24 protein-coding genes and 1 pseudogene are annotated in these 21578 nt (G+C 72.8%); 9 read left to right on the top strand and 16 right to left on the bottom strand.

Annotated features, from left to right (window positions below; all coding sequences use genetic code 11):
• Positions 1-9: 9 nt before the first annotated feature.
• From AC0B61_RS04790 to AC0B61_RS04815, 6 genes are all read right to left on the bottom strand, one after another.
• Positions 10-462, bottom strand: coding sequence for an NUDIX domain-containing protein (locus AC0B61_RS04790; protein WP_471739167.1), 453 nt, complete (start codon positions 460-462; stop codon positions 10-12).
• Positions 463-623: 161 nt separating this feature from the next.
• Complete coding sequence (locus AC0B61_RS04795) at positions 624-1472, bottom strand: helix-turn-helix domain-containing protein (RefSeq protein ID WP_471739168.1); 849 nt, start codon at positions 1470-1472, stop codon at positions 624-626.
• Entirely contained in the window at positions 1462-1983 is a 522-nt protein-coding gene (locus AC0B61_RS04800; RefSeq protein ID WP_471739169.1) for a DUF6879 family protein, read from the bottom strand. Before AC0B61_RS04800 ends, AC0B61_RS04795 begins: the two co-directional genes overlap by 11 nt.
• Complete coding sequence (locus tag AC0B61_RS04805; RefSeq protein ID WP_471739170.1) at positions 1967-2188, bottom strand: hypothetical protein; 222 nt, start codon at positions 2186-2188, stop codon at positions 1967-1969. Before AC0B61_RS04805 ends, AC0B61_RS04800 begins: the two co-directional genes overlap by 17 nt.
• A 222-nt stretch (positions 2189-2410) precedes the next feature.
• On the bottom strand, positions 2411-2602 hold the full coding sequence (locus AC0B61_RS04810) for a DUF397 domain-containing protein (RefSeq protein ID WP_471739171.1): 192 nt from the start codon (positions 2600-2602) through the stop codon (positions 2411-2413).
• A gap of 11 nt (positions 2603-2613) precedes the next feature.
• Complete coding sequence (locus AC0B61_RS04815; RefSeq protein ID WP_471739172.1) at positions 2614-3462, bottom strand: helix-turn-helix domain-containing protein; 849 nt, start codon at positions 3460-3462, stop codon at positions 2614-2616.
• Positions 3463-3703: 241 nt separating this feature from the next.
• Between AC0B61_RS04815 and AC0B61_RS04820 the strand changes: the two genes are divergently transcribed.
• Complete coding sequence (locus AC0B61_RS04820; RefSeq protein ID WP_471739173.1) at positions 3704-4069, top strand: ATP-binding protein; 366 nt, start codon at positions 3704-3706, stop codon at positions 4067-4069.
• Entirely contained in the window at positions 4069-4323 is a 255-nt protein-coding gene (locus tag AC0B61_RS04825) for a hypothetical protein (protein WP_471739174.1), read from the top strand. The genes AC0B61_RS04820 and AC0B61_RS04825 overlap by 1 nt, the downstream gene beginning before the upstream one ends.
• A 167-nt stretch (positions 4324-4490) precedes the next feature.
• Here AC0B61_RS04825 and AC0B61_RS04830 read toward each other — a convergent pair whose 3' ends face one another.
• Positions 4491-4859, bottom strand: coding sequence for a nuclear transport factor 2 family protein (locus AC0B61_RS04830; RefSeq protein ID WP_471739175.1), 369 nt, complete (start codon positions 4857-4859; stop codon positions 4491-4493).
• Between the two features lie 297 nt (positions 4860-5156).
• Here AC0B61_RS04830 and AC0B61_RS04835 point away from each other — a divergent pair, with 297 nt between their 5' ends.
• Both AC0B61_RS04835 and AC0B61_RS04840 read left to right on the top strand, forming a co-directional pair.
• Positions 5157-6107 (top strand): PRC and DUF2382 domain-containing protein, encoded by a 951-nt coding sequence (locus AC0B61_RS04835; protein ID WP_471739176.1) that lies wholly within the window; start codon positions 5157-5159, stop codon positions 6105-6107.
• 169 nt (positions 6108-6276) lie between these two features.
• Positions 6277-7173, top strand: coding sequence for a LysR family transcriptional regulator (locus AC0B61_RS04840; RefSeq protein WP_471739177.1), 897 nt, complete (start codon positions 6277-6279; stop codon positions 7171-7173).
• Here AC0B61_RS04840 and AC0B61_RS04845 read toward each other — a convergent pair.
• Entirely contained in the window at positions 7170-7757 is a 588-nt protein-coding gene (locus AC0B61_RS04845; protein ID WP_471739178.1) for a TIGR03086 family metal-binding protein, read from the bottom strand. The genes AC0B61_RS04840 and AC0B61_RS04845 overlap by 4 nt on opposite strands.
• 65 nt (positions 7758-7822) lie before the next feature.
• Between AC0B61_RS04845 and AC0B61_RS04850 the strand changes: the two genes are divergently transcribed.
• Positions 7823-8623, top strand: a complete 801-nt coding sequence (locus AC0B61_RS04850) for a DUF6597 domain-containing transcriptional factor (RefSeq protein ID WP_471739179.1) — start codon at positions 7823-7825, stop codon at positions 8621-8623.
• Between the two features lie 49 nt (positions 8624-8672).
• On the opposite strand, the gene AC0B61_RS04855 is transcribed toward AC0B61_RS04850, so the two are convergent.
• The 3 genes and pseudogenes from AC0B61_RS04855 to AC0B61_RS04865 form a co-directional block, all read right to left on the bottom strand.
• Positions 8673-9704, bottom strand: coding sequence for an ABC transporter substrate-binding protein (locus AC0B61_RS04855; RefSeq protein WP_471739180.1), 1032 nt, complete (start codon positions 9702-9704; stop codon positions 8673-8675).
• A gap of 88 nt (positions 9705-9792) precedes the next feature.
• The gene (locus AC0B61_RS04860) at positions 9793-10215 is read right to left on the bottom strand and encodes an ABC transporter ATP-binding protein (RefSeq protein ID WP_471739377.1); all 423 of its coding nucleotides are present in this window, start codon (positions 10213-10215) and stop codon (positions 9793-9795) included.
• Positions 10210-11127: pseudogene (locus AC0B61_RS04865) on the bottom strand (FecCD family ABC transporter permease); the annotation flags it as partial. The gene AC0B61_RS04860 and the pseudogene AC0B61_RS04865, both read right to left, overlap by 6 nt.
• A 99-nt stretch (positions 11128-11226) precedes the next feature.
• Between AC0B61_RS04865 and AC0B61_RS04870 the strand changes: the two are divergent.
• Entirely contained in the window at positions 11227-11862 is a 636-nt protein-coding gene (locus AC0B61_RS04870; RefSeq protein ID WP_471739181.1) for an HAD family hydrolase, read from the top strand.
• 52 nt (positions 11863-11914) lie between these two features.
• On the opposite strand, the gene AC0B61_RS04875 is transcribed toward AC0B61_RS04870, so the two are convergent.
• Positions 11915-12151 carry a hypothetical protein gene (locus AC0B61_RS04875; RefSeq protein ID WP_471739182.1) on the bottom strand — a complete coding sequence of 79 codons (237 nt, stop codon included), beginning with the start codon at positions 12149-12151 and terminating at the stop codon, positions 11915-11917.
• Positions 12152-12623: 472 nt separating this feature from the next.
• On the opposite strand from AC0B61_RS04875, the gene AC0B61_RS04880 reads away from it, so the two are divergent.
• Positions 12624-13007, top strand: coding sequence for a cold-shock protein (locus AC0B61_RS04880; RefSeq protein ID WP_471739183.1), 384 nt, complete (start codon positions 12624-12626; stop codon positions 13005-13007).
• Positions 13008-13020: 13 nt separating this feature from the next.
• Here the strand turns inward: AC0B61_RS04880 and AC0B61_RS04885 are convergent, their stop codons facing one another.
• The 4 genes from AC0B61_RS04885 to AC0B61_RS04900 all read right to left on the bottom strand — a co-directional run bounded on the left by AC0B61_RS04885 (position 13021) and on the right by AC0B61_RS04900 (position 16628).
• Positions 13021-13875, bottom strand: coding sequence for a 1,4-dihydroxy-6-naphthoate synthase (locus AC0B61_RS04885; RefSeq protein ID WP_471739184.1), 855 nt, complete (start codon positions 13873-13875; stop codon positions 13021-13023).
• Positions 13868-14662, bottom strand: coding sequence for a futalosine hydrolase (locus AC0B61_RS04890; protein WP_471739185.1), 795 nt, complete (start codon positions 14660-14662; stop codon positions 13868-13870). The genes AC0B61_RS04885 and AC0B61_RS04890 overlap by 8 nt, the downstream gene beginning before the upstream one ends.
• A gap of 10 nt (positions 14663-14672) precedes the next feature.
• Positions 14673-15203 (bottom strand): hypothetical protein, encoded by a 531-nt coding sequence (locus tag AC0B61_RS04895; protein ID WP_471739186.1) that lies wholly within the window; start codon positions 15201-15203, stop codon positions 14673-14675.
• A gap of 72 nt (positions 15204-15275) precedes the next feature.
• Positions 15276-16628 carry an MFS transporter gene (locus AC0B61_RS04900; RefSeq protein ID WP_471739378.1) on the bottom strand — a complete coding sequence of 451 codons (1353 nt, stop codon included), beginning with the start codon at positions 16626-16628 and terminating at the stop codon, positions 15276-15278.
• A gap of 591 nt (positions 16629-17219) precedes the next feature.
• Between AC0B61_RS04900 and AC0B61_RS04905 the strand changes: the two genes are divergently transcribed.
• Positions 17220-18101, top strand: a complete 882-nt coding sequence (locus tag AC0B61_RS04905; protein WP_471739379.1) for a DUF3027 domain-containing protein — start codon at positions 17220-17222, stop codon at positions 18099-18101.
• 174 nt (positions 18102-18275) lie between these two features.
• The gene (locus tag AC0B61_RS04910; protein WP_471739187.1) at positions 18276-21572 is read left to right on the top strand and encodes a sacsin N-terminal ATP-binding-like domain-containing protein; all 3297 of its coding nucleotides are present in this window, start codon (positions 18276-18278) and stop codon (positions 21570-21572) included.
• Positions 21573-21578: the final 6 nt, after the last annotated feature.

The raw sequence follows: 21578 nt of genomic DNA on the forward strand, positions 1-21578 counted from the left end.
GACCGAGGGTCAGGACCGCTGACGACTGATCAGCAGTCGGTGCGAGTCCTGCACTCCCTCGGGGAGATCGTCCGGTGAGAACCATCGAGCCTCCAGGATTTCGAACGAGGCCGCCTCGATCCGCCCGCTGACGTACAGGGCCTCGTAGGCGACTTCGACGCGAAGCTTGTAGCCGCTCTTCAGGTGCGCCAACTCGCACACCTTCACCGTGAGTCCGGTCTCCTCCCGGACCTCACGCACGATCGTGTCTTCGAAGCTCTCGCCCGCGTTCGCATAGCCGGTCGGAAGACCCCACTGCCGGCCCTCCGGCCACAGCCGGTGCTTGAGCAGCAGCACCCGGCCGTCCTGGTCGCGGACGATGCCCGTCACGCCGACCATGAACTTCGAGTGCCACAGCCACAGAACGCGCCACTGCATCGGACCGCGGATGATCCGCCAGAGCTTCGCGACGATCTTCTTCATGGGCTCACCCTTCATCCAGCGGACGCCGATCGTACGGTCAGCCCGCGATCCCGCACGCCCGTATGGCAGCGGAAATGTCCGGCCCCGTTTTCCCGGCCAAGTGAGCCAGGAGCAGACTAAGGGAATTCCGGACGACTGCTCAATGATATTCCTGATATCGACTAGAGATTTCGCGGTATGTTCCGAAAGCGGTCCGCCCAGGCGCCCAGCCTGGCGCGGGCCTCATCGCCCCAGAGGGAATACCCTTCAAAGGTTCGAAACTCGTCCAGGTATTCCTGGACATCGCGGGGGTCGCGAAACACGAGCGCTCCCGTGGAGACTTCCACGGTGGCGAGGGAGGTGTCGTAGACCGTGAAGACGTTGAGCGGCGCCCACGGCATGCGGCCGGCCATCGGAATGACTCCGAGCCGGACGTTCGGCAAGCGTGAGACGGAAGCCAGCCGATCGAGCTGCATGGCCATGGCCTGTTCCGGGACGAGCGGCCAGAGGCATGCCTGTTCGGTCAGGATGAAGGTGAAGTGCTTGGTGGAGTCGTAGAGAACGGCCTGACGTTCCAGCTTCCCGGCAATGGCCTTCGCGTGGTCGCCGGGGAACGGGGCGAGGCTGGCCCTGATGTATTCGGGTGTCGCGAGCAGGCCCGTGATCATGGTCGGCAAGAAGTAACGGAACGCCGTCGAGTTTCGCTCGAGGCTCGCCAGCTCGATCTGCTTCTTGTCCAGCCCCTTCCGGCGCAGGGACCTGGCGTCCTGCCACTCCGTGTTCGCGAGGCGAGCGAGAGCGGTCACGTGCGCGACGAAGTCCGACGGTGCCCCCAGCGCTCGGAGGATCAGTTCGACGTCGACGAGCGACGGCGTGACCTTGCCGGTCTCGATCTTGGAGATCTTGGACTGCGACATGTTGACACGCCTGGCGAGCTGGACTCCGGAGAGTCCAGCTCGCTTGCGAAGCTCCTGAAGGATCGCCGCCAGGTCGGAATTCGACTGACCTAGCGACTGCGGATCAAATGTCAACGCCCTTCACGTACTCCTCGAAAGGCACCGATTCGGCGATGGCGATCCGCTGGTATTCGATGAACGGGCTGATATCGCCCTCGGCCACGACGCGGTCGACCTGCGTTCCGTCGGGGAGATAGCTCATGAGCACTACCTCCTTTTTGTCGAACATCCAGTAGTCGGTCACGCCGGCCAGAGGATTGGGTCGATCCGTTACGTCCATGATCCGCACGTCTTCACCGGCCCACACGTGGGGCAGGTAGTACATGAACTCGTAGCGAAGATACTCGGAGAGCGGCCGAGTGAGGATGTGCACGCGTCCCTTGAGCTTCCCCTCCCGCCGTACTCGCTTGAGGTCGTCTGTGTATGAATTGGAGTGCGTGCGCGGGTCGATCCGCTCGCCGGCTCGAAACGCTCGCAGTTCTTCTTCCTCCTGCGGGACGTTGTAGACCGGGAGAGTCTCAAGCCGCCACGCTTCCGTCTCGAAGTCACGGAACCTGGCCTGCCAAGCCTCACCATCCAAGCGCACGAACAGCCTCCCGAAGCACACTCTCGGGGATCTCCACCAGCCCTTCGCCGCAGGGCGGCGTGAAGGCTCGGGACACGGCCCCCTGGACCACGAACGTCCCCCGCTCGGTGCGGTAGACGTTGGGACAGTCGTTCTGATTGCACTCCCCCGAGCCACTGCCGTTGCTCGTGTTGGTCAACCGCGTGAGATCCGACCTGGTGTCCATCTCAACCCCCTAGGAGTGCGGCCCTGTCGGACCACCTGGGTACGACGCTAGGGAGCTGATCAGCGGCTGTCCATGACGGGTGGGGAGTATTCCCGTATCGGACTAAAGATCAAGGTCGAACGGCCTGTTCCGTCGGCCCCTTGCGCGGAGCAAGGGGCCGACGGAGTGCGAGGGGTGCTTGCGCAGGAAGCCGGGCGGGCCGACTTCCTGTGTGATGGGCGGCTAGGCGTGGTGGTCGAACTCGCCGGCCTTGAGGGCGTGGAGGAGTGCGGCGAAGGTGGTGGGGGTGGTGCGGAGGATGGTGTCGCCCTCGTCGGACTCGCGGAGTTCGACCGCCGCGCCAACGGTACGGACCTCCACACAGTTCTCGACGTTGCCGCTGAAGGACGACTTCTGCCACTCGGTGTCGGTCATATCAGGCCCTTTCACAGGTTACGTGTGATCTTGCGAATCAAGTCGCGAGAGTCATCCTCGCTCAGCGCCGATGCCTCGGTCCGTTCGAAGATGGCCCGGTAGTTGGCCAGTTCGGCAACCGCATCAAGGTACTCGGGGCCGTGGGAGGACTCCCTTTCAACTGTGTCGAGTTCAGGAACCGCACCGAACGCGTACGTGAGGTTCTCGGCGGGCCCAGGGAAGGTCTCGATGTCGAACGGTACGACTCGAATCGTCATCCAGGGCAACTCGGAGTCTTCGATCAAAGATGAGAGTTGCTCCTTGAGGATCTCCGTCCCTCCGAATCGCGTCCACAGCACTGACTCGTAGATGAAGAAGGTCAGGGGCTTCGGGTTGCGGCGCAGTTCGGCTTTGCGCTCCATTCTGAACGCGGTACGAGCCACCAGCTCGTGTTGAGGCAGCGGAGGGAAGACGCGTCCGAAGACGGCTGAGGCGTAGTCGAGGGTCTGACAGAGACCGGGCATGTGAGTGAGAAGCCACATCATGAGTTCGCGGGAGGTCTTCTCGAACTCTGCGTTCTCAAGGACGCCGTCCGGGACTGTGCCTCGGTACTCCTCCCACCAGCCTTTGGAGCGGTCCTGAGCCATGGTTTCCAGTGCTGCGATCAAGGGTGGATTCAGGCACTTGCAGGCCGCTGAGAACGACCGGAGCCGGTCGATGTTGACGCTGGTCTTTCCGCTCTCCATCTGCGTCACTTGGGCGGGGCTGACTCCGAGTGCGCGAGCGAGTTGGCTACCACCGAGGCCGGCTTGCTCGCGCATCTTCCGTAGCTCGGCGCCCAAGCGGCGCTGACGCAGGGTGGGGTTCGGGCGACCAGGCATGGGGTCAGTCTGCCTCGCCAGCACGCGATGGGGCCATCTGTCCCCCGGAAGAGGGAAACATCGCCAGCTGAACCTAAAATTAAGTAGCGCTGCGCTATGGTCGTTCCACCTCGATCCGACGGATCGTCAGTAAAGCCTGCTAGCAAGCACCGCAGAGCAGCCATGCCCATCTGCCTGGCCTGGCTCACGGCGACATGTGTTCCGCCGGTTCTTCCCTCACTCACGCCTCGGGAGAAGTCCCATGCGTCACCTCAACACGCCCTCCATCGCCATCGCCCGTCAGTCCCTGCGCGACACCATGCAGCGCGTCGGCTGGGAGTCCTCCACCATCTTCGACGCGCAGCTCGCCCTCTGTGAGCTGCTGGTCAACGCCTGGCGGCACGGTGGCACGCCCGCGCCGATCGTCCAGATCATCTCCGTTGACCAGTCCCTGCGGGTGTCCGTCTCGGACGAGAGTCCGATCGTCCCGAATCCTCAGGCGCCCGGGCTGTTCGCCGAGTCGGGGCGGGGCCTGCAGCTCGTGGAGGGTCTCACGCACCGGTGGGGCGTGGACCCGCAGGAGCGTGGCAAGTCCGTGTGGTTCGAGCTGCGGAAGGACGCCGCCTGATGTCCAACGGCCGCCACCCCATGAAACCGACCGACCCCCGGATCCGGCACTACACCGACCAGCACATCCGCACGCTCCTGGCCGAAGTCCAGGAGCGGGGCAGGAGGTTCGGCCTGATCTGGCCCTCGGCCGACACCGACCGGACCCTCGACGGCCGCGTCCTGGTCCGCTTCAACACGGCCCCGGCCTCGACCCTCCTGAACCTCCTCACCCTCCTCCTCGACGCCGAGCGGGAGACCTGGTGCGATTCCTGATCGGGACGGCCTTCGCCGTCCTCCTCGGCCTCGCCCTCGCGACCGTCGCCCTGGGCGTCGTCACCGCCCTCCGCGCGACTCCGCCCGACGAGGACGCGTAAGGGAACGCTGAGGAGGGCCGTCACCGCCCTCGGCGATCACGGCCCTCCTGCTCGTCCTCAACTCGCTCAGCTCTTCTTCTCGAAGCCGGCCAGCAGGCCTCGCGGGTCGAAGGTGACCCGGATCCGGGCGATCTTGCCGTTCTCCACGTGCATCCAGTTCACCGTCGGCGTGGGCTCCGCGATGCTGGTGTTCAGCTCGAACCAGGTGATCACGTCGTCGCCTTCGGCGACGCGCACCTTCACGTCGATCTTCTCCAGCACCTGTCCCAGGCCGCGCAGTCCGCCCAGGGCCTCTTCCACGCCCGAGGCCTTTCCGAGTGCCCCGACGAAGTCGACATCGTCGGCCAGCAGTCCCCGGAGCGTGTCGAAGTCGCCCGTCTCCCAGGCGGTGAAGTAGGTCTCGGCAAGTTCACGTGCGGTCTTCGTCGTCGTCATGCCTTCATCCTTCCGCTGGGAGGTTCATCCGTCCAACAGATGTATCCGATGATCGTCATCACCTCCAGTGATGGCAGCCGGTAAGTCGGGCCAGCTACTTCAAGCGGTGTGACGCAGTGTGAGGCGCGGCCGAAATGACCGACGGTGATCCCCGCAGGGTGTGGGTCGAGAAGGCACCTTCCGTCACGGGCCGATCTGCCGAGTGGAATCACGCTGAGTAAAAGTCAGGGATGCGCGTTTCGCCCGATTCGGATCGGCAAGGAGCCGGTGTAGGAGCAGTGAAGGAGGCGTGAATCAATGATCACCGAACAGCAGGCTCGTTCCATGCTGCACCACCCCGTGCACGATGCACAGGGGAACAAGATCGGCAAAGCGGACCACATGTACCTGGACGACGCCACCGGCAAGCCGGAGTGGGTCAGCGTCAAGACCGGGTGGTTCGGGACGAGCGAGTCGTTCGTGCCGATCCGCGAGGCCCGCGTCGTGGACGACCACCTCGAGGTGCCCTACCCCAAGGACAAGGTCAAGGAAGCGCCGAACGTGGACGTGGACGGTGGCGGACACCTGTCCGAGCGCGAGGAGCGTCGGCTCTACCAGCACTACGGCATCGCCTGGGACGACGCCTGGAAGGCTGCCAACCAGCCCGGCGACGGCGGCTGGGCCCACGCGGGCAGCGGAACCGCAGCTGCCGCCGGCACCTCCGCCGCCGGCACGTCTGCCGCCGCCACTCCCTCCACCGCCACTCCCTCCGCCGCCGCGCGGACGGGTCAGCGCCACGGGCGGGACGACGACGCGATGACCCGTTCCGAGGAGCGGATGCACGTCGGCGTCGAGCGGTACGAGGCCGGCCGCGCGAGGCTGCGCAAGTACGTCGTCACCGAGGAGGAGCGGCGGACGGTGCCGGTGCGGCACGAAGAGGTCCGAATCGAGCGCGAACCCATCACCGAGGCCAACCGGGGCCAGGCGCTGTCCGGCGAGCCCATCTCGGAGGCCGAGCACGAGGTCACGCTGCACGCCGAGCGGCCGGTGGTGCACACCGAGGCGGTTCCGGTCGAGCGCGTACGGCTGGTGACCGAGGAGCGCGTCGAGGAGGAGGCCGTCACCGGGCAGGTGCGCAAGGAGCGCATCGAAGCCGAGCTGCCCGACGGGAAGCCGGAGCAGATGCGCGGCGCGCAGACGCGGGGCACGCAGATGCGCGGCACGCCGCCGAGCAGCGGCGAGATCCCCGGCAAGGACCGCCGTCGCTGACGGCCCTGCCCGCCACCCGAGAACGCGGCTCCCGAGACCAGGGGCGGCGACCGTCACCGGCGGTCGCCGCCCCTGCGCGTCGCCGCCTCTGCGCGTGCCCCCCTCCGCGCGCATCAGTCATACCGATGGGCCGCCCGCCCGTTATCGTCGTCCGTTATCGTCGTCGGCTATGGAGATGCACCAACTGCGCTACTTCGCCGCCATCGTCGACGAAGGCTCCTTCACCGCCGCGGCCGGGCGCCTGCACGTCAGCCAGTCCGGTATCAGCACCCAGGTCGCCAAGCTGGAGCGAGAGTTGGGCCAGCAGCTCCTCGTCCGGTCCGGCCGCCGCGTCCGCCTCACCCCTGCCGGGGAGGCTGTGCTCCCGCTCGCGAAGAACGCCCTCGCCACCTTCGACGCCATCCAGCACACCGCCGCCGAATTCGCCGACGCGGTGCGCGGCCGGGTCCGGCTCGGCATGATCATGGGCTGCTCGATCCCGCCGTTCCTGGACACCGTCGCCGATCTCGGCCGCACCCACCCGGGCATCGAACTCAGCCTGCACGAAGGCCACTCCGACCTCCTCCAGACGCAGATCCAGTCCGGCGGCCTGGACCTGGCCCTGATCGGCTTCGCGGGCGAGGCCGACCCGGGCCTGGACGTGGATGTCGTCGTGGACGAGCGGATCGTCGCCGTCGTCCCGGCCGGACACCCGCTCGACCGGCACGAGCTGAGGCTCGCCGACCTGCGGGACGAGAAGGTGCTCTGCCTCTCCCCGGGCACCGGGCTCCGGGCCGCCTACGAGGACTCCTGCCGCCGGCTCGGCCTCGACCCGCGGGTGGACATCGACGCCAGCTCCCCGCTCGCCGTGCTCCGGCTCGCCGAGCGCGGCGCCGGGGTCGCGGTCCTCAGCGCCTCGTCCGTGGAGGGTGCCGGCCTGCGGGCCGTCCCGATCGCCGACGCGGCGACGTACGCCCGCCTCGGCCTGGTCGCCCGGCGCGACCAGCACTCCCCGGCGGTCCGGCTGCTGCGCGACAAGCTCCGTATCGCGCTTGCCGGTACCGCCCTTGCCGGCGACCGGCGTTAGGCCTTCCAGTGCGGGTCACGCCCCGAGGCGGCCAGCGCGCGGTCCAGCGCGGGGGCGTCGTCGGGCAGCGTGACGGGCTCGGCGAAGCCCTCGTACCGGCGGTACAGCTCGGCGTTCTCCGCCACGATCTCGCCGACCAGCTCGGCGAGTTCGGTGTCGACCTCGATCCGGCCGCCGGTCGCCCGGGCGACGTCCCAGCCGTGCAGCACCAGTTCCAGGATCAGCATCCGGGCGATGCCCGCCGCCGGCATCGGGGAGCCGCCGAGGTCGACGTCCCCCTGCCAGGCGGCCGGGTCGGCCCAGGCCGCGACGGCGCGGTCCAGCTGCGCGGCGTACGCGGAGCGCCAGTCGGCGTCGGCCGTGAAGTCCCGCGAGACCAGCTCGGCGGGCAGTTCGACCCGCTGCGCCCGGTGTTCCAGGCCGTGCGAGGTGTAGAGCACCCAGTGGTTGACCAGCCCGCGCGTGTCGAAGCCCGTGCAGGGCGTCGGCGCGTCCAGCGGGTGGTCGGCCGGGACGGCGGCGGCGACCTCGGCCGCGGCGGAGGCGGCGCGGGCCAGGAAGGGGTGCATCGGGTGGGCGTTCATGGCCACCAGCCTGCGCCGGGCCGCGCCGCCCGGTCTTGAAGAAACGCGACGCTAACCTGGCCGCCATGGACTCTCCGGGCTCCCCCGATCTCGGCCGCGGCGTGCTGCACCCGGCCCGGGCGGCCGAACTGATCAGTGTGGACCGGCTCGCGCCCGATCCCGAGGTGGCGCGGTTCGTCGAGTTCTACTGGCTGGTGCGCTGGAACCTGCACGGCCTGCCGCCGTACGAGCAGAAGGTGCTCGCCCACCCGAACGTGCACCTGGTCTTCGAGGAGCCCCGGGCCCGCGTCTACGGGGTGGACCGCTCGCTGTTCGTCCGCCGGCTGGAGGGCGTCGGGCGTGCCCTGGGCGTGAAGTTCCGCCCGGGCGCCTTCCGGCCGTTCGCGGGGCGCCCGGTGAGCGCACTGGCCGACCGGTCGGTCCTCGCCGCCGAGTTCTTCGGGCCTGCCGCCGACCGCCTCAACTCGGTGCTGCTGGCTGGGGACAACGGCGATCCCGGCGCCCTCGCGGACGCTTTCCTGCTGCCCCGGCTGCCCGCGCCCGACCCGGTGGCCGAGGAGGTCGCCGCGATGGTGGACCGCATCACCGGTACGCCGGACCTGTGCCGGGTGGCCGACCTGGCCGGGGAGTTCGGCTTCGGTGTCCGCCGCCTGCAACGCCTGTTCGCCGAGTACGTCGGCGCCTCCCCGAAGTGGGTGCTGCGCCGCGCCCGGCTCCACGAGGCGGCCGAACGGGCCGGTACGGGAGGCGTGTTGGACCTGGCCGCACTCGCCGCCGAACTGGGCTACGCCGACCAGGCGCACCTCACGCGCGACTTCACCGCCGCCGTCGGCGTCTCCCCGGCCCGCTACGCGGCGGCGGGCTGACCGGTCGCGCCCGGACAGGCGGCAGCGGCCCGGCGTGCTCGGCCCTCGCTCACGCCCCGAGGAAGCGCTGCAGTTCGTCCAGCATGTAGTTGGCCCCCGTGTAGCCGATCCCCTGGAACCACAGCTGGTCGTCCACCGGGAACGCCCGGTGCGCCTTGACCGCCCCCAGCGCCTGCCAACCCGGGCTGGCCAGTGCCACGTTGGTGCCCGCCTGCTCCGGATCGCCGTAGGTCGCGTACAGCAGCAGATCGCCGTCCGCCTTGGCGATCTGGTCCAGCGGGATCTCGAAGTCCGACTGGTCGACGTTCTGCGCGTCCGGCCGGCCCGCCTGGGCGTCGGCGAGCACCGTCCCGGGGAAGCTCTGCCGGCCGAACAGCCGGATCCCGCCGCCCTCGACGAACCGCACCAGGCTCACCTTCCGCCCCGACAGCTTGGCCGCCGACAGTGCCTGCACCACCTGTGCGGTGTGCTTCTGGTACGAGCCGACGAAGGCCGCGGCGGCGGCCTCCCGGCTCAACGCCTGGGCGTGCAGCTGGAAGTCGGACTTCCACGGGCCCCCGGTGGTCTGGGTGAGCACGGTCGGGGCGATCTCCCGCAGCTGGTCGTACCGGTCCCCGTCGCGGGCCTGGTTGGAGAGGATCAGGTCCGGCCGCAGGGCCCGTACGGTCGGCAGGTCGGGCGCGCCGGCCGGGCCGACCAGCCGGATCCCGGCAGTGCGGGAGTCCGGCCAGTAGGCGGGGTAGTGGGTGTCGCGGGCGGGGAGTGCGGCGCCGATCGGGGTGATGCCGAGGGTCAGTGCGGAGTCGAGCACGTCGGTGTCCAGCACGACGACCCGCAGGGGTGCGCCCGGCACCTGCACGGGCCCGGTGGCGGTGTTCACGGTCACCGGCGGCACCGCCGTGGTGGACGCGGTCATACTCGCGTCAGCGCTCACGGCATGGGCGCCGGTCCCGGCAGTCCCGGCGGTCTCGTCGCCGGGCGGTGGCGTGGCGCTGTGGCGCGACGCGGCGCCGCCGGTGCACGCCGTGAGCGCGGCCCCGCCGAGGCCGGCGAGGAAGGTACGGCGGGCGATCCGGGGCATCGGCGGTCCTCAGGTGGCGAGGTGAGGGGCGGGCGCCGTCGATTATGTCCGAAATGGCAGGTGAAGTGCCGGTAAGCGTGCCGTGCCGTCAGGCGTCCACGGCTGTCGCTGCCGCGGCCGCCCACGGGGCGCCCGGAACGACCAGCGGCGTGCCCGTCACCGGATCCGGTACGACCACCGAGTCCAGCCCGAACACCTCCCGCACCAGCTCCGCCGTCACCACCTCTCCGGGCGGGCCCTGCGCCACTATGCGTCCGTCCCGCATGGCCACCAGGTGGTCGGCGTACCGGGCGGCCTGGTTGAGGTCGTGCAGCACGGCGACGACCGTCCTTCCGCGCTCCACGTTCAGCCGGCGAACCAGGTCCAGCACCTCCACCTGGTGCGCGATGTCTAGGTAGGTGGTCGGCTCGTCCAGTAGCAGGATGTCGGTGCCCTGGGCGAGCGCCATCGCGATCCAGGCGCGCTGCCGCTGGCCGCCCGACAGCTCGTCCATGCTGCGTTCGGCCAGCAGCGCCGGGCCGAGGACGGCGGAGAAGGCGAGGATCCAGCGGTGGTCGGCGCCGGCGAGGGCGCGGGCCGCGTGCGGGACGGCGAGGCCGACGAACGCGATCGGGCCGGCCGCCGCGACCGCCGAGCCGGTCAGGACCGTCGCGCCGAGGGCGCCGACCACCCGGACCAGGCCGGTCCTCGCGCCCAGCCCCTTCGCGGTGTCGTCGCCGAGCGCCAGTGCGTCCAGCCCACGGGCCACCGCGACGACCAGCACCGTGCCGACCGCCAGGAACGGCAGCAGCTGCCAGGCGACGTCCGAGGTCCGCCCGGAGAGCGAGCCGACGTGCCAGAACCGGAACTGGTCCATGGTGGCCGCGTCCGTGGTCAGCACCAGGGCGTTGAGCGAGGCGATGAAGGCGGACATCGCCGAGCCGGCCAGCGCCAGCTTGACCGGCGTCGCCCCGCCGCGGCCGCGCCCGGCGAGCCCGTAGACCAGAACGGTGGCGATCACCGCGCCCGCGAAGCCGAACCAGACGTACCCGGTGAGGGCGGAGACGCCGAAGCCGGAGATGGCGACCACCACGCCGGCCGCCGCGCCCTGGGAGACACCGAGGATGCCGGGGTCGGCGATCGGATTGCGGGTCAGGCCCTGCATGACGGCCCCGGCCAGGCCGAGTGCCGCGCCGACGGCCAGGCCGACGACCGTCCGCGGCACCCGCAGCTCGCGGACCACCACGGCGTCGGCGGTGTCGCCGCCGTGCAGGAGGGCGTCGAGGGTCCGGTCGAGCGGGATGGTCCGGCTGCCGACGGCGAGGCTCAGCAGTACCGCGGCGGCCAGGACGGCCAACGCGGCGGCGAGCCACGGTATTCGGCGCCGCGGGGCGCGGTCCGGAGTTCGGGGCGTGCCGGGCGCAGCTGAGGTGTCGTCGGTCATGGGCCCTCCCCGCAGACAACTCAGGTAAACCTAAGTTCCGCCGGGAAGCCGGAGCAAATCGCCTCGTGCTCCGGGCCGCCCGTTGGATAGCCTGGCGGCATGCCCGCGACCTCCCCCGCCCCGCTCACCGTCGGCTTCGACCTCGACATGACGCTGCTGGACACCCGGCCGGGTATCCACGCCACCTACCTGGCACTCTCCGCCGAGACGGGCACCGCCATCGACGCCGACCTGGCGGTCACCAGGCTCGGCCCGCCGCTGCTGGACGAGATCCGCAACTGGTTCCCGGAGGCGGAGGTGGAGCGGGCCATGACGCGCTACCGCGAGCTCTACCGCGACCACGCCTTCGCCCCGACGGTCGCCCTCCCCGGCGCGCACGCCGCCGTCGAGGCGGTCCGCGGCCACGGCGGCCGGGTCGCGGTGATCACCGGCAAGTACGAGCCCAACGCCCGCCTCCACCTGGAGCACGCGGGCATGACGGCGGACGTGCTGATCGGCGACCTGTGGGCGGAGACCAAGGGCACCGCGCTGCGCGAGCACGGCGCGAGCATCTACGTCGGCGACCACCTCGGCGACATCCGGGGCGCCCGGCACGCGGAGGCGGTCGCGGTCGGCGTGGCCACCGGCCCGTACAGCGCCGAGGAACTGCTCGAAGCGGGCGCGGACGTGGTCCTGGCGGACCTCACCGAGTTCCCGGGCTGGCTCGCCGCCCACCTGGCCGCCGGTCAGAACTGAGCCGCCGCCGGTCAGGACTCCGCCCGGCGGCGGGCCACGGCTGCGGCTACCGCTACGGCTGCGGCTCGGCCCGGCGGCGCTGCGCCCGCGCGTTGCGGAGCAGCCCGGTCAGCGCGGCCAGGAACCCGGCCGGCATCAGCATGCTCAGCCAGTACGCGGCCGTGGGCAGCGGCGTCAGGTGCAGGAACAGCGGTACGAAGGTGGCCAGGGTGGCGAGCGCGCCGAGCCCGAAGACGATCGCCCCGGCCTTGACGTACACGTCGCCGGGCTCGGCGCTCTGGCTGCTCACGTCTGCTCACTCCTCGGGGCGGTGTCGGACCGCCCCCCAGTCTGGCAGAGCGGCCGCCGGGGCCGCCCACCGGAGCGGCCCGGTCACGTTGCGCAGTTTCCCGGCAGCTCAACGTTTTGCTCCCTGCTGGGCGGGGGTATGCAGGGGTTGCCGAGGGGCGCTGCAGGTGCGTCCCGTGTCCTCAGACCCGGGGGTGTGCCGATGGACCGCGCAGGGACGCGACTCGGCCGTGCCAGTACCGGGTCGCCCGTCACCGCGAGATCTCCGCGCCCCCACCGCCCCGTACGGGTCTGGGAGCCGGATCCTTCGCGGAACACGGATGAGGCAGTCACGGACCGTTAGTCTGCTCCTGACAGCGTGCTGACCATGAGCGCCCGCGGGCGCCGAGCCGAGGTCGGCCGCGTTCTTCCCACCACCCAGTGATCCCCGGCCAGGGCCGGGATCCCTCACACCCATTCGAGGACTGTTCGAGATGCCCACCGGTCAGGTCAAGTGGTTCAACGAGACGAAGGGCTTCGGCTTCCTGTCGCGCGACGACGGCGACGACGTCTTCGTCCACACCAAGGCGCTGCCCGCCGGTGTCACCGTGCTGAAGCCGGGCCAGCGGGTCGAGTTCGGCGTGGTCGCCGGCCACCGCGGCGACCAGGCGATGGCCGTGCAGCTGCTGGACGCACTGCCCTCGGTCGCCGCCGCCCAGCGAAAGAGCGCCGACGACATGGCCCCGATCGTCCAGGACCTGATCACCACCCTGGACGCGGTGCTGCCCGGCCTCCAGCGCGGGCGCTACCCCGCCAAGCCGACCGGCCAGAAGCTGGCCGGCCTGCTGCGCGCCGTGGCCGACCAGTTCGACGTCTGAGCCGGCCCGGAGGTCATCCGAACGCGAGCGCACCCGGGTCCAGCGGGGGCACCAGCCCCTCCGCGGCGGCCCGGGTGAGCAGCGCGCGGACGGCCGCGTAGCCCTCCTCGCCGAGGTCCTCGGTGAACTCGGTCACGTACAGCCCGATGTGCTGGTTGGCGACGTCCAGGTCCATCTCCTGGGCGTGCTCCAGCACGTACGCGCGCCCGGCCGCCGGGTCCGCCCAGGCCTGCCGGACGGAGGCGCGGATCGCGTCGGTGATCTCCCGCAGGCGCTCGGCGCCGAGCGAGCGCCTGGCGACGATCGCGCCCAGCGGGATCGGCAGCCCGGTCTCCTGCTCCCAGGCCTCGCCCATGTCGGCCAGGCTGTGCAGGCCGTACTGCCGGTAGGTGAAGCGGGCCTCGTGGATCACCAGGCCGGCGTCCACCCGGCCGTCCCGGACGGCGGGCATGATCTCGTGGAACGGCAGGACGACGATCTCGCCGAAGCCGCCCGGCACCGCCGTCGCCGCCCAGAGCCGGAACAGCAGGTAGGCGGTGGAGCGCTCGGAGGGCACCGCGACGGTCTTCCCGGCGAGGTCCGCGGGGGACGCGACGCCCGGCAGGGTGAGCACCAGCGGGCCGCAGCCGCGCCCGAGCGCGCCGCCGCAGGGCAGCAGGGTGTACTCGTCCAGGACCCACGGCAGCGCGCCGTAGCTGATCTTCAGGACGTCCAGCTCGCCGCGCTCGGCCAGGCCGTTGGTGATGTCGATGTCGGCGAACGTCACCTCGGGGGCGTCCGCCCCGGGCACCAGGCCGTGTGCCCAGGCGTGGAAGGTGAAGGTGTCGTTGGGGCAGGGCGAGTACGCGATGCTCAGCCGTTCAGCCACGGCCGGCCTCCTCGATCAGTTCGTGGACGGGCAGCGCGGCGAAGGCCCGCTCCAGGGCGGTCAGCGCGGCGCCGATCCGCCAGGCGGCCCGGTCGCGCGGGCCCACCGGGTTGGACACGGTGCGCAGTTCGAGGGCCGGCACGCCGTACCGGGCGGCGGCCTCGGCCACGCCGAAGCCCTCCATCGCCTCGGCGGCGGCGCCCGGGTGGCGGGCGGCCAGTGCGGCGGCCCGCCCGGCGCTGCCGGTGACGGTGGAGACGGTCAGCACCGGGCCGGTGACGACGCCCGGGGCGTCCGGGCCGCCAGTGCCGCCGGCGCCGCCAGTGCCGCGCAGCGCCTCGGCGAGGAGCGCGACGGCGGCCCGGGGCGGGGTGTGCCGGGCGGTGCCGAAGCCCAGTTCGGCGACGTCGGCGAAGCCCTCGGGGGTCTCGGCGCCGAGGTCCGCGGCCACGATCGCGTCGGCCACCACCGTGGCCCCCACCGGGGCGTACGGGGCGAAGCCGCCGGCGATCCCGGCCGAGACGGCCACGGCGTACCGGTGGGCGGCCAGCGCGGCGGTGGCGGCGGCCGCCGCGGCGGCCGGGCCGACCCCGGCGGCCAGGACGTCCACCGCGGCCCCCTCGGCGCGGTGCAGCGTGCCGCCGGGCAGCGGCCGGGCGGCGGCCCCGCCGGGCAGGCCGCGCAGCACGGCTTCGGCCTCGGCGGCCACCGCGACGACGACGAGCAGCCGGGCCCGCGCGGGGCCCGGCTGCTCGTGCCCGCCGTTTCCGGCGTCGCGCGCGGTCATCGCGGGACCGTCAGCTGTCCTGGGTGTTCAGCTGGAAGTACCAGACGGCGATCGGGTTGTCCGAGTTCTTGTCGCCCTCGACCACGGTGACCAGGGTCTTGCCGCTGGCGTTGAGCACCTTGTTCGCCTGCTGGGCGCCCGACCAGGTCGGCCCCTTGGCGTACGAGGCCAGGCTGGTGCGCCCGCCGCTGCTGGACGAGCCGCCGTTGGTGAAGGCCCACCAGCCGGACTTGGCCACGTTCGGGCTGACGCCGACGCCGACCGCGTCGCTCGACACCACGTCCGAGCTGGGCAGGGTGCCGTTCTTCAGGGCTTCCTGGGCGTTCTCCTGGCACTTCTGCTGGAGGTCCTCGGTGAGCGGGCTGCCGTCGTTCCAGCACAGCGGCTGCGCGACGGTCGAGGAGTCGCCCACCTTGAGCGTGGCCTGGTGGGAGACGTGCTCGGTCTGGCCGGCCGCGATGGCGACGGAGGTGCCCACCGTGGCGGCGCCGACCACGACGACGGCGCCGAGGGCGGCGATGGCACGGGAATTGAGGCTCATGCGTCAGAATCTACCGGGCCTGGCCGGTCACGCGACGCGGGGGTCGGCCGCCGCGTGTTGCCGCACGGCCCGTCAGGCCACCCGGGGCGCCGCGGGGTGGCGCCGCAGGCCCACCCGGAAGAGCGAGTGGAGTGTCCACAGCAGCGCCAGGCCGACCACCGCGGCGGCGATCGACAGGCCCAGCGTCCCGTTCAGCGGCAGCAGGATGCCCACCGCGCCGCCCGCCACCCAGGACAGCTGCATCAGCGTCTCCGAACGGGCGAACGCCGAGGTCCGGACCGCCTCCGGGACGTCCCGCTGGATCAGCGCGTCCAGCGCCAGCTTGCCCAGCGAGGCCGCCATCCCGGCCACGCCCGCGACCAGGATCACCGTCACTACCCCGTACCAGAGCGCGGCCGCCGCCGTCACACACGTCGCCAGCAGCAGCATCGCGGTGACCGTCGCCTCCGGCCCCCGGGTGCGCAGCCAGGAGCCGAACACCGAGCCCAGCGCGTTGCCGGTGCCCGCCGCCAGCGCCACCAGGCCCAGCGCCACCGTCGGCCGCAGGCCGCCGACCGGCTCCTCCCGCAGCAGGAAGGCCAGGAACATCACCAGGAAGCCGACCAGCCACTTCATCGCCGACATCGCCCGCAGCGCCAGCACCACCGACGGGCCGACCGTGCGCAGCGAGGCCTTCACCGGCGGCGGCCCGTGGTGCATCAGGTGCGAGCCCCCGCCGTGCACCTCGGCGTGCAGGACGGCCCGCTGCTCGCCCTTGGCCGAGTCCACGGTGTGCGGCAGGTGGAAGGCCATCAGGGTGCCGATCACGAACACCAGGAAGGCGCCGCGCAGCGGCCAGCCCGGGCCGACCAGGTGCAGCAGCCCGCCCACCGCGGCGGCCACACCGGTGGCCAGCAGCCCGGCCAGGGTGACCCGGGAGTTCGCCTTCACCAGGGACAGCCGGCTCGGCAGCAGCCGGGGCACCACGACGCTGCGCACCACCCCGTACGCCTTGGACGCCACCAGGACGCCGAGCGCCTCCGGGTAGAGCGCGAGGCCGCCGCCGGAGATCACCCCGGCCATCGTCCAGGCCAGCACCGCCCGGGCCAGCATCGCCATCGCCATGGCCGCCCGGCGGCCGTGCGGCAGGCGGTCCAGCAGCGGGCCGATCACCGGGGCGAGGAGGGCGAACGGGGCCATCGTGATCAGCAGGTACAGCGCGACCCGGCCGCGGGCCTCGCCGGTGGGCACCGAGAAGAAGATGGTCGAGGCCAGCGCGATGGTGATCAGCATGTCGCCGAAGGAGTTGATCGCGTGCAGCTCGATCAGCTTCGCGAGGCCGGACTCGCCCGCGCCCTCGGCGGCGGTGGCCCGGCGGATCCGGCGGCCGGTGCCGTGCACCACCTTGCCGGTGCGGGCGCCGACGGCGGAGGCGGCGCGGATCAGGAAGGGGCGGCGGGGCTCGGGGACCTCCTTCGTGGCGTCCCCGTCGACCGCGTCGAGGCGGAGGGTGGGGGCGTCGTCCGGCTCCGGGACGCCGTCAGGCCGGGGGGCGCCGGCGCCGGGTGCACCGTGCTTGGCCAAGTCCACGGGGGCCGCGGGCGCCCCGGCTCCGTCCGCCGGCTGCGGTTCTCCCGCGCCGGGGACCGGAGGCTGCAGTCGCGGCACGGCGTCCGCCTGGTCGGGGCTGCCGGCCGGCGAGGCGTGCAGTGCGTGCTGCGACGGTTCGTGGTCCGCCACAAGCCCATCCTGCCCCAGAATCGCCGGGACGACGCGGGATTGCACCCCCTCGGCGCGGCCCTGCGGAACCGGTGCGTCCGCCCCGGACTGTGCCGGGACACCGACCGGCGGGTAGCCTGCCCAAGGTCCGACCACCGGGCGCCGGAGCGCCGGCAGTCCGGTCGAGCGGCGCGGTCGGTACCCGAGGCGGCCCCCGGTCGCGCAGAATGGACGAGGGACTACCGAGCCGCGACGGAATGGGCAACACGCCGTGGGCGACAGAAGAACTGGGAGAGAATCGACGCCGTGAGTGCTGCGATGCGAAGCCGTACCCCCGACCGGCTCTGTGCCGAGGCCGTCGAACTCGCCCGCCAGGCAGCCGTGGAGGCGGTCGGAGCGGAGGCCGTCGGCCTGCACCGCGGTGTCCAGGCGGACGCCGACCGCGTCGTCACCCACACCTTCGCGTGCCTGGACGCGGCCTACCGAGGCTGGCACTGGGCGGTCACCGTGGCCCGCGCTCCGCGGGCCAAGAACGTCACCCTGGACGAGGTCGTCCTGCTGCCCGGCCCCGACGCCGTCCTCGCCCCCGAGTGGGTGCCGTGGAGCGAGCGGCTGCGCCCCGGCGACATGGGCCCCGGCGACCTGCTGCCGACCGACGCCGACGACGTGCGGCTGGAACCCGGCTGGACCGGCGAGGACGAGCCCGCGCCGAACTCCGCGATCGCCCTCGTCGCCGACGAGGACCTGGTCGTCACCGACCCGCACGTCCAGCCCGCCCCGGCCCGCGCCCGGATCGACGCCGTCGCCGAGGAGCTGGGCCTCGGCCGGAGCCGGGTGCTGTCCCGGATCGGCCTGCACCTGGCCGCCGAGCGCTGGGAGAAGACCCACGGCCCGCAGACCCCGATGGCGCAGGCCGCCCCGGCCTCGTGCGCGAGCTGCGGCTTCCTCGTCCCGATCGGCGGCTCGCTCGGCCAGGCCTTCGGCGTCTGCGGCAACGAGTTCGGGCCCGCCGACGGCCAGATCGTCTCCTTCGCGTACGGCTGCGGCGGGCACTCCGAGGCGGCCGTCATCCCGGCCCCGCCGGCGCCGTCCGAGCTGATCCTGGACGAGCTGGTGGTCGAGCCCATGCAGCTCCACCCGGACCGCACCTCCGGCTCCGTCGAGCCGGACGCCCCGGCCGAGGAGCTCGGCCACTCCTGAGATCCGCTGCCGCACGGCCCGCCCCGGTGACCAGCCGGGGCGGGCCGTGCGGCGTTCGCGGGGCCCGCCGGTGGAGCTGGGCGCCCGGCCCCGCGGGGGTCGTGGTCGGGAGCAGTCAGTGGGGCAGGGAAGAATGCCCTACGACGTACAGGGCGGCGGAAGGCGGCAGGTCCAGTGGAACCTCGGATCATCGGCAGCAGCACGGACGAGCACTTCGCGGACCCCTTCGGGAGCGCCGCGCTGCGCCGGCGGGTGCTGGACGCCTGGGCCGCCTCGCCGGCCCGGTTCCGGGAGGACGCCAACGCCGAGGAGGAGCTGGCGCTCGGCGGCTACCGGGACCGGCTGGTCGTCGAGTTGGCGCAGAACGCGGCCGACGCGGCGGTCCGGGCCGGGCACGGCCCCGGGCGGCTGCGGCTGACCCTCGCCGACGGCGTGCTCGCCGCCGCCAACACCGGCGCCGCGCTGGACGCGACCGCCGTCGAGTCGCTGTCCACCCTGCGGGCCTCCTCCAAGCGCGGCGAGACGCCCGCCGTCGGCCGGTTCGGGGTCGGCTTCGCCGCCGTCCTCGCCGTCACCGACGAGCCCGCGGTGCTCAGCGCCGGCGGCGGCGTGCGCTGGTCCCTCGGCGAAGCCCGGGCACTGGCCGAATCGCAGCCCGCGCTGACCGACGAACTGCGCCGCCGGGACGGCCACGTGCCGCTGCTGCGGCTGCCGTTCGCGGCCGAGGGCCCCGCCCCCGAGGGCTACGACACGGTGGTCGTGCTGCCGATGCGGGACGCCGCCGCCGAGGACCTGACCCGCCGCCTGCTGGCCGGGATCGACGACGCGCTGCTGCTCACCCTGCCCGGCCTCGCCGAGGTCGTGGTGGAGACCCCGGAAAGCACCCGGACGCTCACCCGGGCCGCCGCCGAGACCCGCCCGGACGGTGTCACCGAGGTCACCATCACCGACGACGCGGGCGGCCGGCTGCGGCAGACGCTCTGGCAGACCGCCGGCGCCTCCGGCCGCCTGGACGCCGACCTGCTCGCCGACCGCCCCACCGAGGAGCGCGCCCGCCCGTACTGGACGGTGACCTGGGCCGTCCCGGTCGGCGCGGACGGCGCCCCGCAGCAGCCCGCCATCGCCTCCGTCCTGCACGCGCCCACCCCCAGCGACGAACCGATCGGCCTGCCCGCCCTGCTGATCGCCTCCTACCCGCTGGACTCCACCCGCCGGCACGTCGCACCCGGCCCGCTGGCCGACTACCTCACCGAACGCGCCGCCGACAGCTACGCCGACCTGCTGCGCGCCCGCGGCGCCGACCTCGGCTCGCTCGGCCTCGTCCCCGGGCCGCTCGGCCAGGGCGCGCTGGACAACGCGCTGCGCACGGCGGTGCTGTCCCGGCTGCCGGACACGCCGTTCCTGCCGCACCCGGCGCCGGTCGAGGAGGGCACGCCCGCGCTGCGGCCCCGGGACGCGACCCTGCTGGAAGGCGCCGACGGCTCGGTGGTCGAGGCGCTCGCGCCGATCTTCCCCGGCCTGCTGCCGGCCGGCCTGGAACGCCGCGGCGAGCTGCGGGTCCTGGGCGTGCGCCGGGTACCGCTGGCCGAAGTGGTCGACCAGCTCGGCGGCCTGGACCGCGAGCCCGCCTGGTGGCGCAACCTGTACGCCGCGCTCGGCGCGGCCGACCCGGAGGCGCTCGGCGCGCTGCCCGTCCCACTCGCCGACGGCCGGACGGTGACCGGGCCGCGGCGCGTCCTGCTGCCCTCCGACGACGCCGACTGGGCGGCCTTCCCCGGCTACCCCGAATCGCTGGCCGGCGCGCTCGCCGCGCTCGACCTGCGCCTCGCCCACCCGGAAGCCGCCCACCCGCTGCTCGCCAAACTCGGCGCCGGCACCGCCACCCCCGCCGGAGTCCTCGACACCCCCGAAGTGCGGGCCGCCGTCGCCCGCTCCTACCAGGTGGCCGAGGACGACCTGGACACGGCGCTCGAACTCGCCGACGCCGTCCTGGCGCTGGTGAAGGCCGCCGCCGCGGAACCGGGCGAGCACCCCTGGCTGGCCCGGCTGGCGCTGCTCGACGACGAGGGCGAGCCGGCCCGCGCCGGCGAACTCGTGCTGCCCGGCAGCCCGTTCGCCGCCCTCGCCCGCGAGGACGACGCCGGCTGGGTGGACGACGAACTGCTGGAACGCTGGGGGCCCGAGGTGCTCGCGGCCGTCGGCGTGCTGGCGGACTTCGTCCTGGTACGCGCCGAGGACGTCGTCCTCGACCCCGACGACCTGGAACGGCTCGACCCCACCGCCCCCGCCGACCGGGCAGCCGGCGGCCACCCCACCGGCCTGCTGGACGAGGCGCCGGACGGGCTCGCCGACTGGGCCGAGGACGCGCTGGAGGCCCTCCAGGCCGACGAGGCCCTCGGCGTCCCGCCGGTGGCCGCCGAACTGCTCGCCGTACGCGACCTCGACCTGATCGACGACGACGCCTGGCCCGAGGCGCTGGCCGCGCTGGCCCGCCCGCCGTACCGGGACGCCGTGGTCGCCCCCGTGCGCACACTGCTGCCGGACGGCTCGTACGCCGACCTGCCGCCCTACACCGCCTGGTGGCTGCGCGACCACCCGGTGCTGGACGGCCGCGAACCCGCCGGGCTGCGCGCCGCCGGGGCCGACCCGCTGCTGCGCGGCCTCTACGACGAGGCGCGCACCACCCTGGACGAGCAGTTCCTGCACGCCCTCGGGGTGCGCACCACGCTGGCCGCGCTGCTCGCCGAGCCGCACGGCCCCGACGAGGTGCTGGACCGGCTGACCGACCCGGACGCCGAGCTCGGCCACCGCCAACTGCACGGCATCCACAGCGCGTTGGCCCGCGTGGAGGCCGAACGGATCGAACCGCTGGACGTGGTCCGGGCGCTGCCGCCGCTGGACCCGGCCACCGGCCGCCGACCGGCCCACACGGTGGTCGTGGACGCCACCGAGGCGGTCGTCGCCGACGCCCCCGACCTGGTCCAGCTGCTGCACTCGTACCCGCTGCTGCCGGTCGCCCCGGCACTCGCGGCCGACCTCGCCGAGCGGCTGCACGTGTCGCTGGCCAGCGAGGTGGCCGGCGGCCGGGTGCTCTCCGAGGGCGTGCTGCACCGGGTGCCCGCCGTGGTCCGCGAACTGCTGCCCGGCTGCCCGGTCGCGTACGAGGAGCACGAGGACCTGCTGGTCGTCGGGCCGGACGGCGACGAAGCCGCGGTGGACTGGCGCTGGGACACCGAGGCGGACGCCCCGGAGCCCCCGTACGACCCGGAGCTGGCCGAAGCCGAGGACGAGGACGACGAGTTCGACGTCCCCCCGGTGCCCGGTCTGCTGCACGCGGCCACCCCGGAGGGCCTCGCGGCCGGCCTCGCCTGGTCGGTCGGACAGTGGCACCGCCGCTTCGAGGTCCTGGCCGCGCTCAGCGAGCCGGACCGCGCGTACGAGCTGTCGGCGGCCCGGGACTTCGAGGGCTGAGCCGGC

The organism is Kitasatospora sp. NPDC023385 (assembly GCF_055664045.1).

Bases quoted from the DNA above. Each gene is read 5' to 3' on its own strand.
- AC0B61_RS04790 (WP_471739167.1), bottom strand. From the start codon at position 462: ATGAAGAAGATCGTCGCGAAGCTCTGGCGGATCATCCGCGGTCCGATG.
- AC0B61_RS04805 (WP_471739170.1), bottom strand. From the start codon at position 2,188: ATGGACACCAGGTCGGATCTCACGCGGTTGACCAACACGAGCAACGGC.
- AC0B61_RS04810 (WP_471739171.1), bottom strand. From the start codon at position 2,602: ATGACCGACACCGAGTGGCAGAAGTCGTCCTTCAGCGGCAACGTCGAG.
- AC0B61_RS04815 (WP_471739172.1), bottom strand. From the start codon at position 3,462: ATGCCTGGTCGCCCGAACCCCACCCTGCGTCAGCGCCGCTTGGGCGCC.
- AC0B61_RS04820 (WP_471739173.1), top strand. From the start codon at position 3,704: ATGCGTCACCTCAACACGCCCTCCATCGCCATCGCCCGTCAGTCCCTG.
- AC0B61_RS04825 (WP_471739174.1), top strand. From the start codon at position 4,069: ATGTCCAACGGCCGCCACCCCATGAAACCGACCGACCCCCGGATCCGG.
- AC0B61_RS04830 (WP_471739175.1), bottom strand. From the start codon at position 4,859: ATGACGACGACGAAGACCGCACGTGAACTTGCCGAGACCTACTTCACC.
- AC0B61_RS04835 (WP_471739176.1), top strand. From the start codon at position 5,157: ATGATCACCGAACAGCAGGCTCGTTCCATGCTGCACCACCCCGTGCAC.
- AC0B61_RS04840 (WP_471739177.1), top strand. From the start codon at position 6,277: ATGGAGATGCACCAACTGCGCTACTTCGCCGCCATCGTCGACGAAGGC.
- AC0B61_RS04845 (WP_471739178.1), bottom strand. From the start codon at position 7,757: ATGAACGCCCACCCGATGCACCCCTTCCTGGCCCGCGCCGCCTCCGCC.
- AC0B61_RS04850 (WP_471739179.1), top strand. From the start codon at position 7,823: ATGGACTCTCCGGGCTCCCCCGATCTCGGCCGCGGCGTGCTGCACCCG.
- AC0B61_RS04855 (WP_471739180.1), bottom strand. From the start codon at position 9,704: ATGCCCCGGATCGCCCGCCGTACCTTCCTCGCCGGCCTCGGCGGGGCC.
- AC0B61_RS04870 (WP_471739181.1), top strand. From the start codon at position 11,227: ATGCCCGCGACCTCCCCCGCCCCGCTCACCGTCGGCTTCGACCTCGAC.
- AC0B61_RS04880 (WP_471739183.1), top strand. From the start codon at position 12,624: ATGCCCACCGGTCAGGTCAAGTGGTTCAACGAGACGAAGGGCTTCGGC.
- AC0B61_RS04890 (WP_471739185.1), bottom strand. From the start codon at position 14,662: ATGACCGCGCGCGACGCCGGAAACGGCGGGCACGAGCAGCCGGGCCCC.
- AC0B61_RS04895 (WP_471739186.1), bottom strand. From the start codon at position 15,203: ATGAGCCTCAATTCCCGTGCCATCGCCGCCCTCGGCGCCGTCGTCGTG.
- AC0B61_RS04905 (WP_471739379.1), top strand. From the start codon at position 17,220: ATGCGAAGCCGTACCCCCGACCGGCTCTGTGCCGAGGCCGTCGAACTC.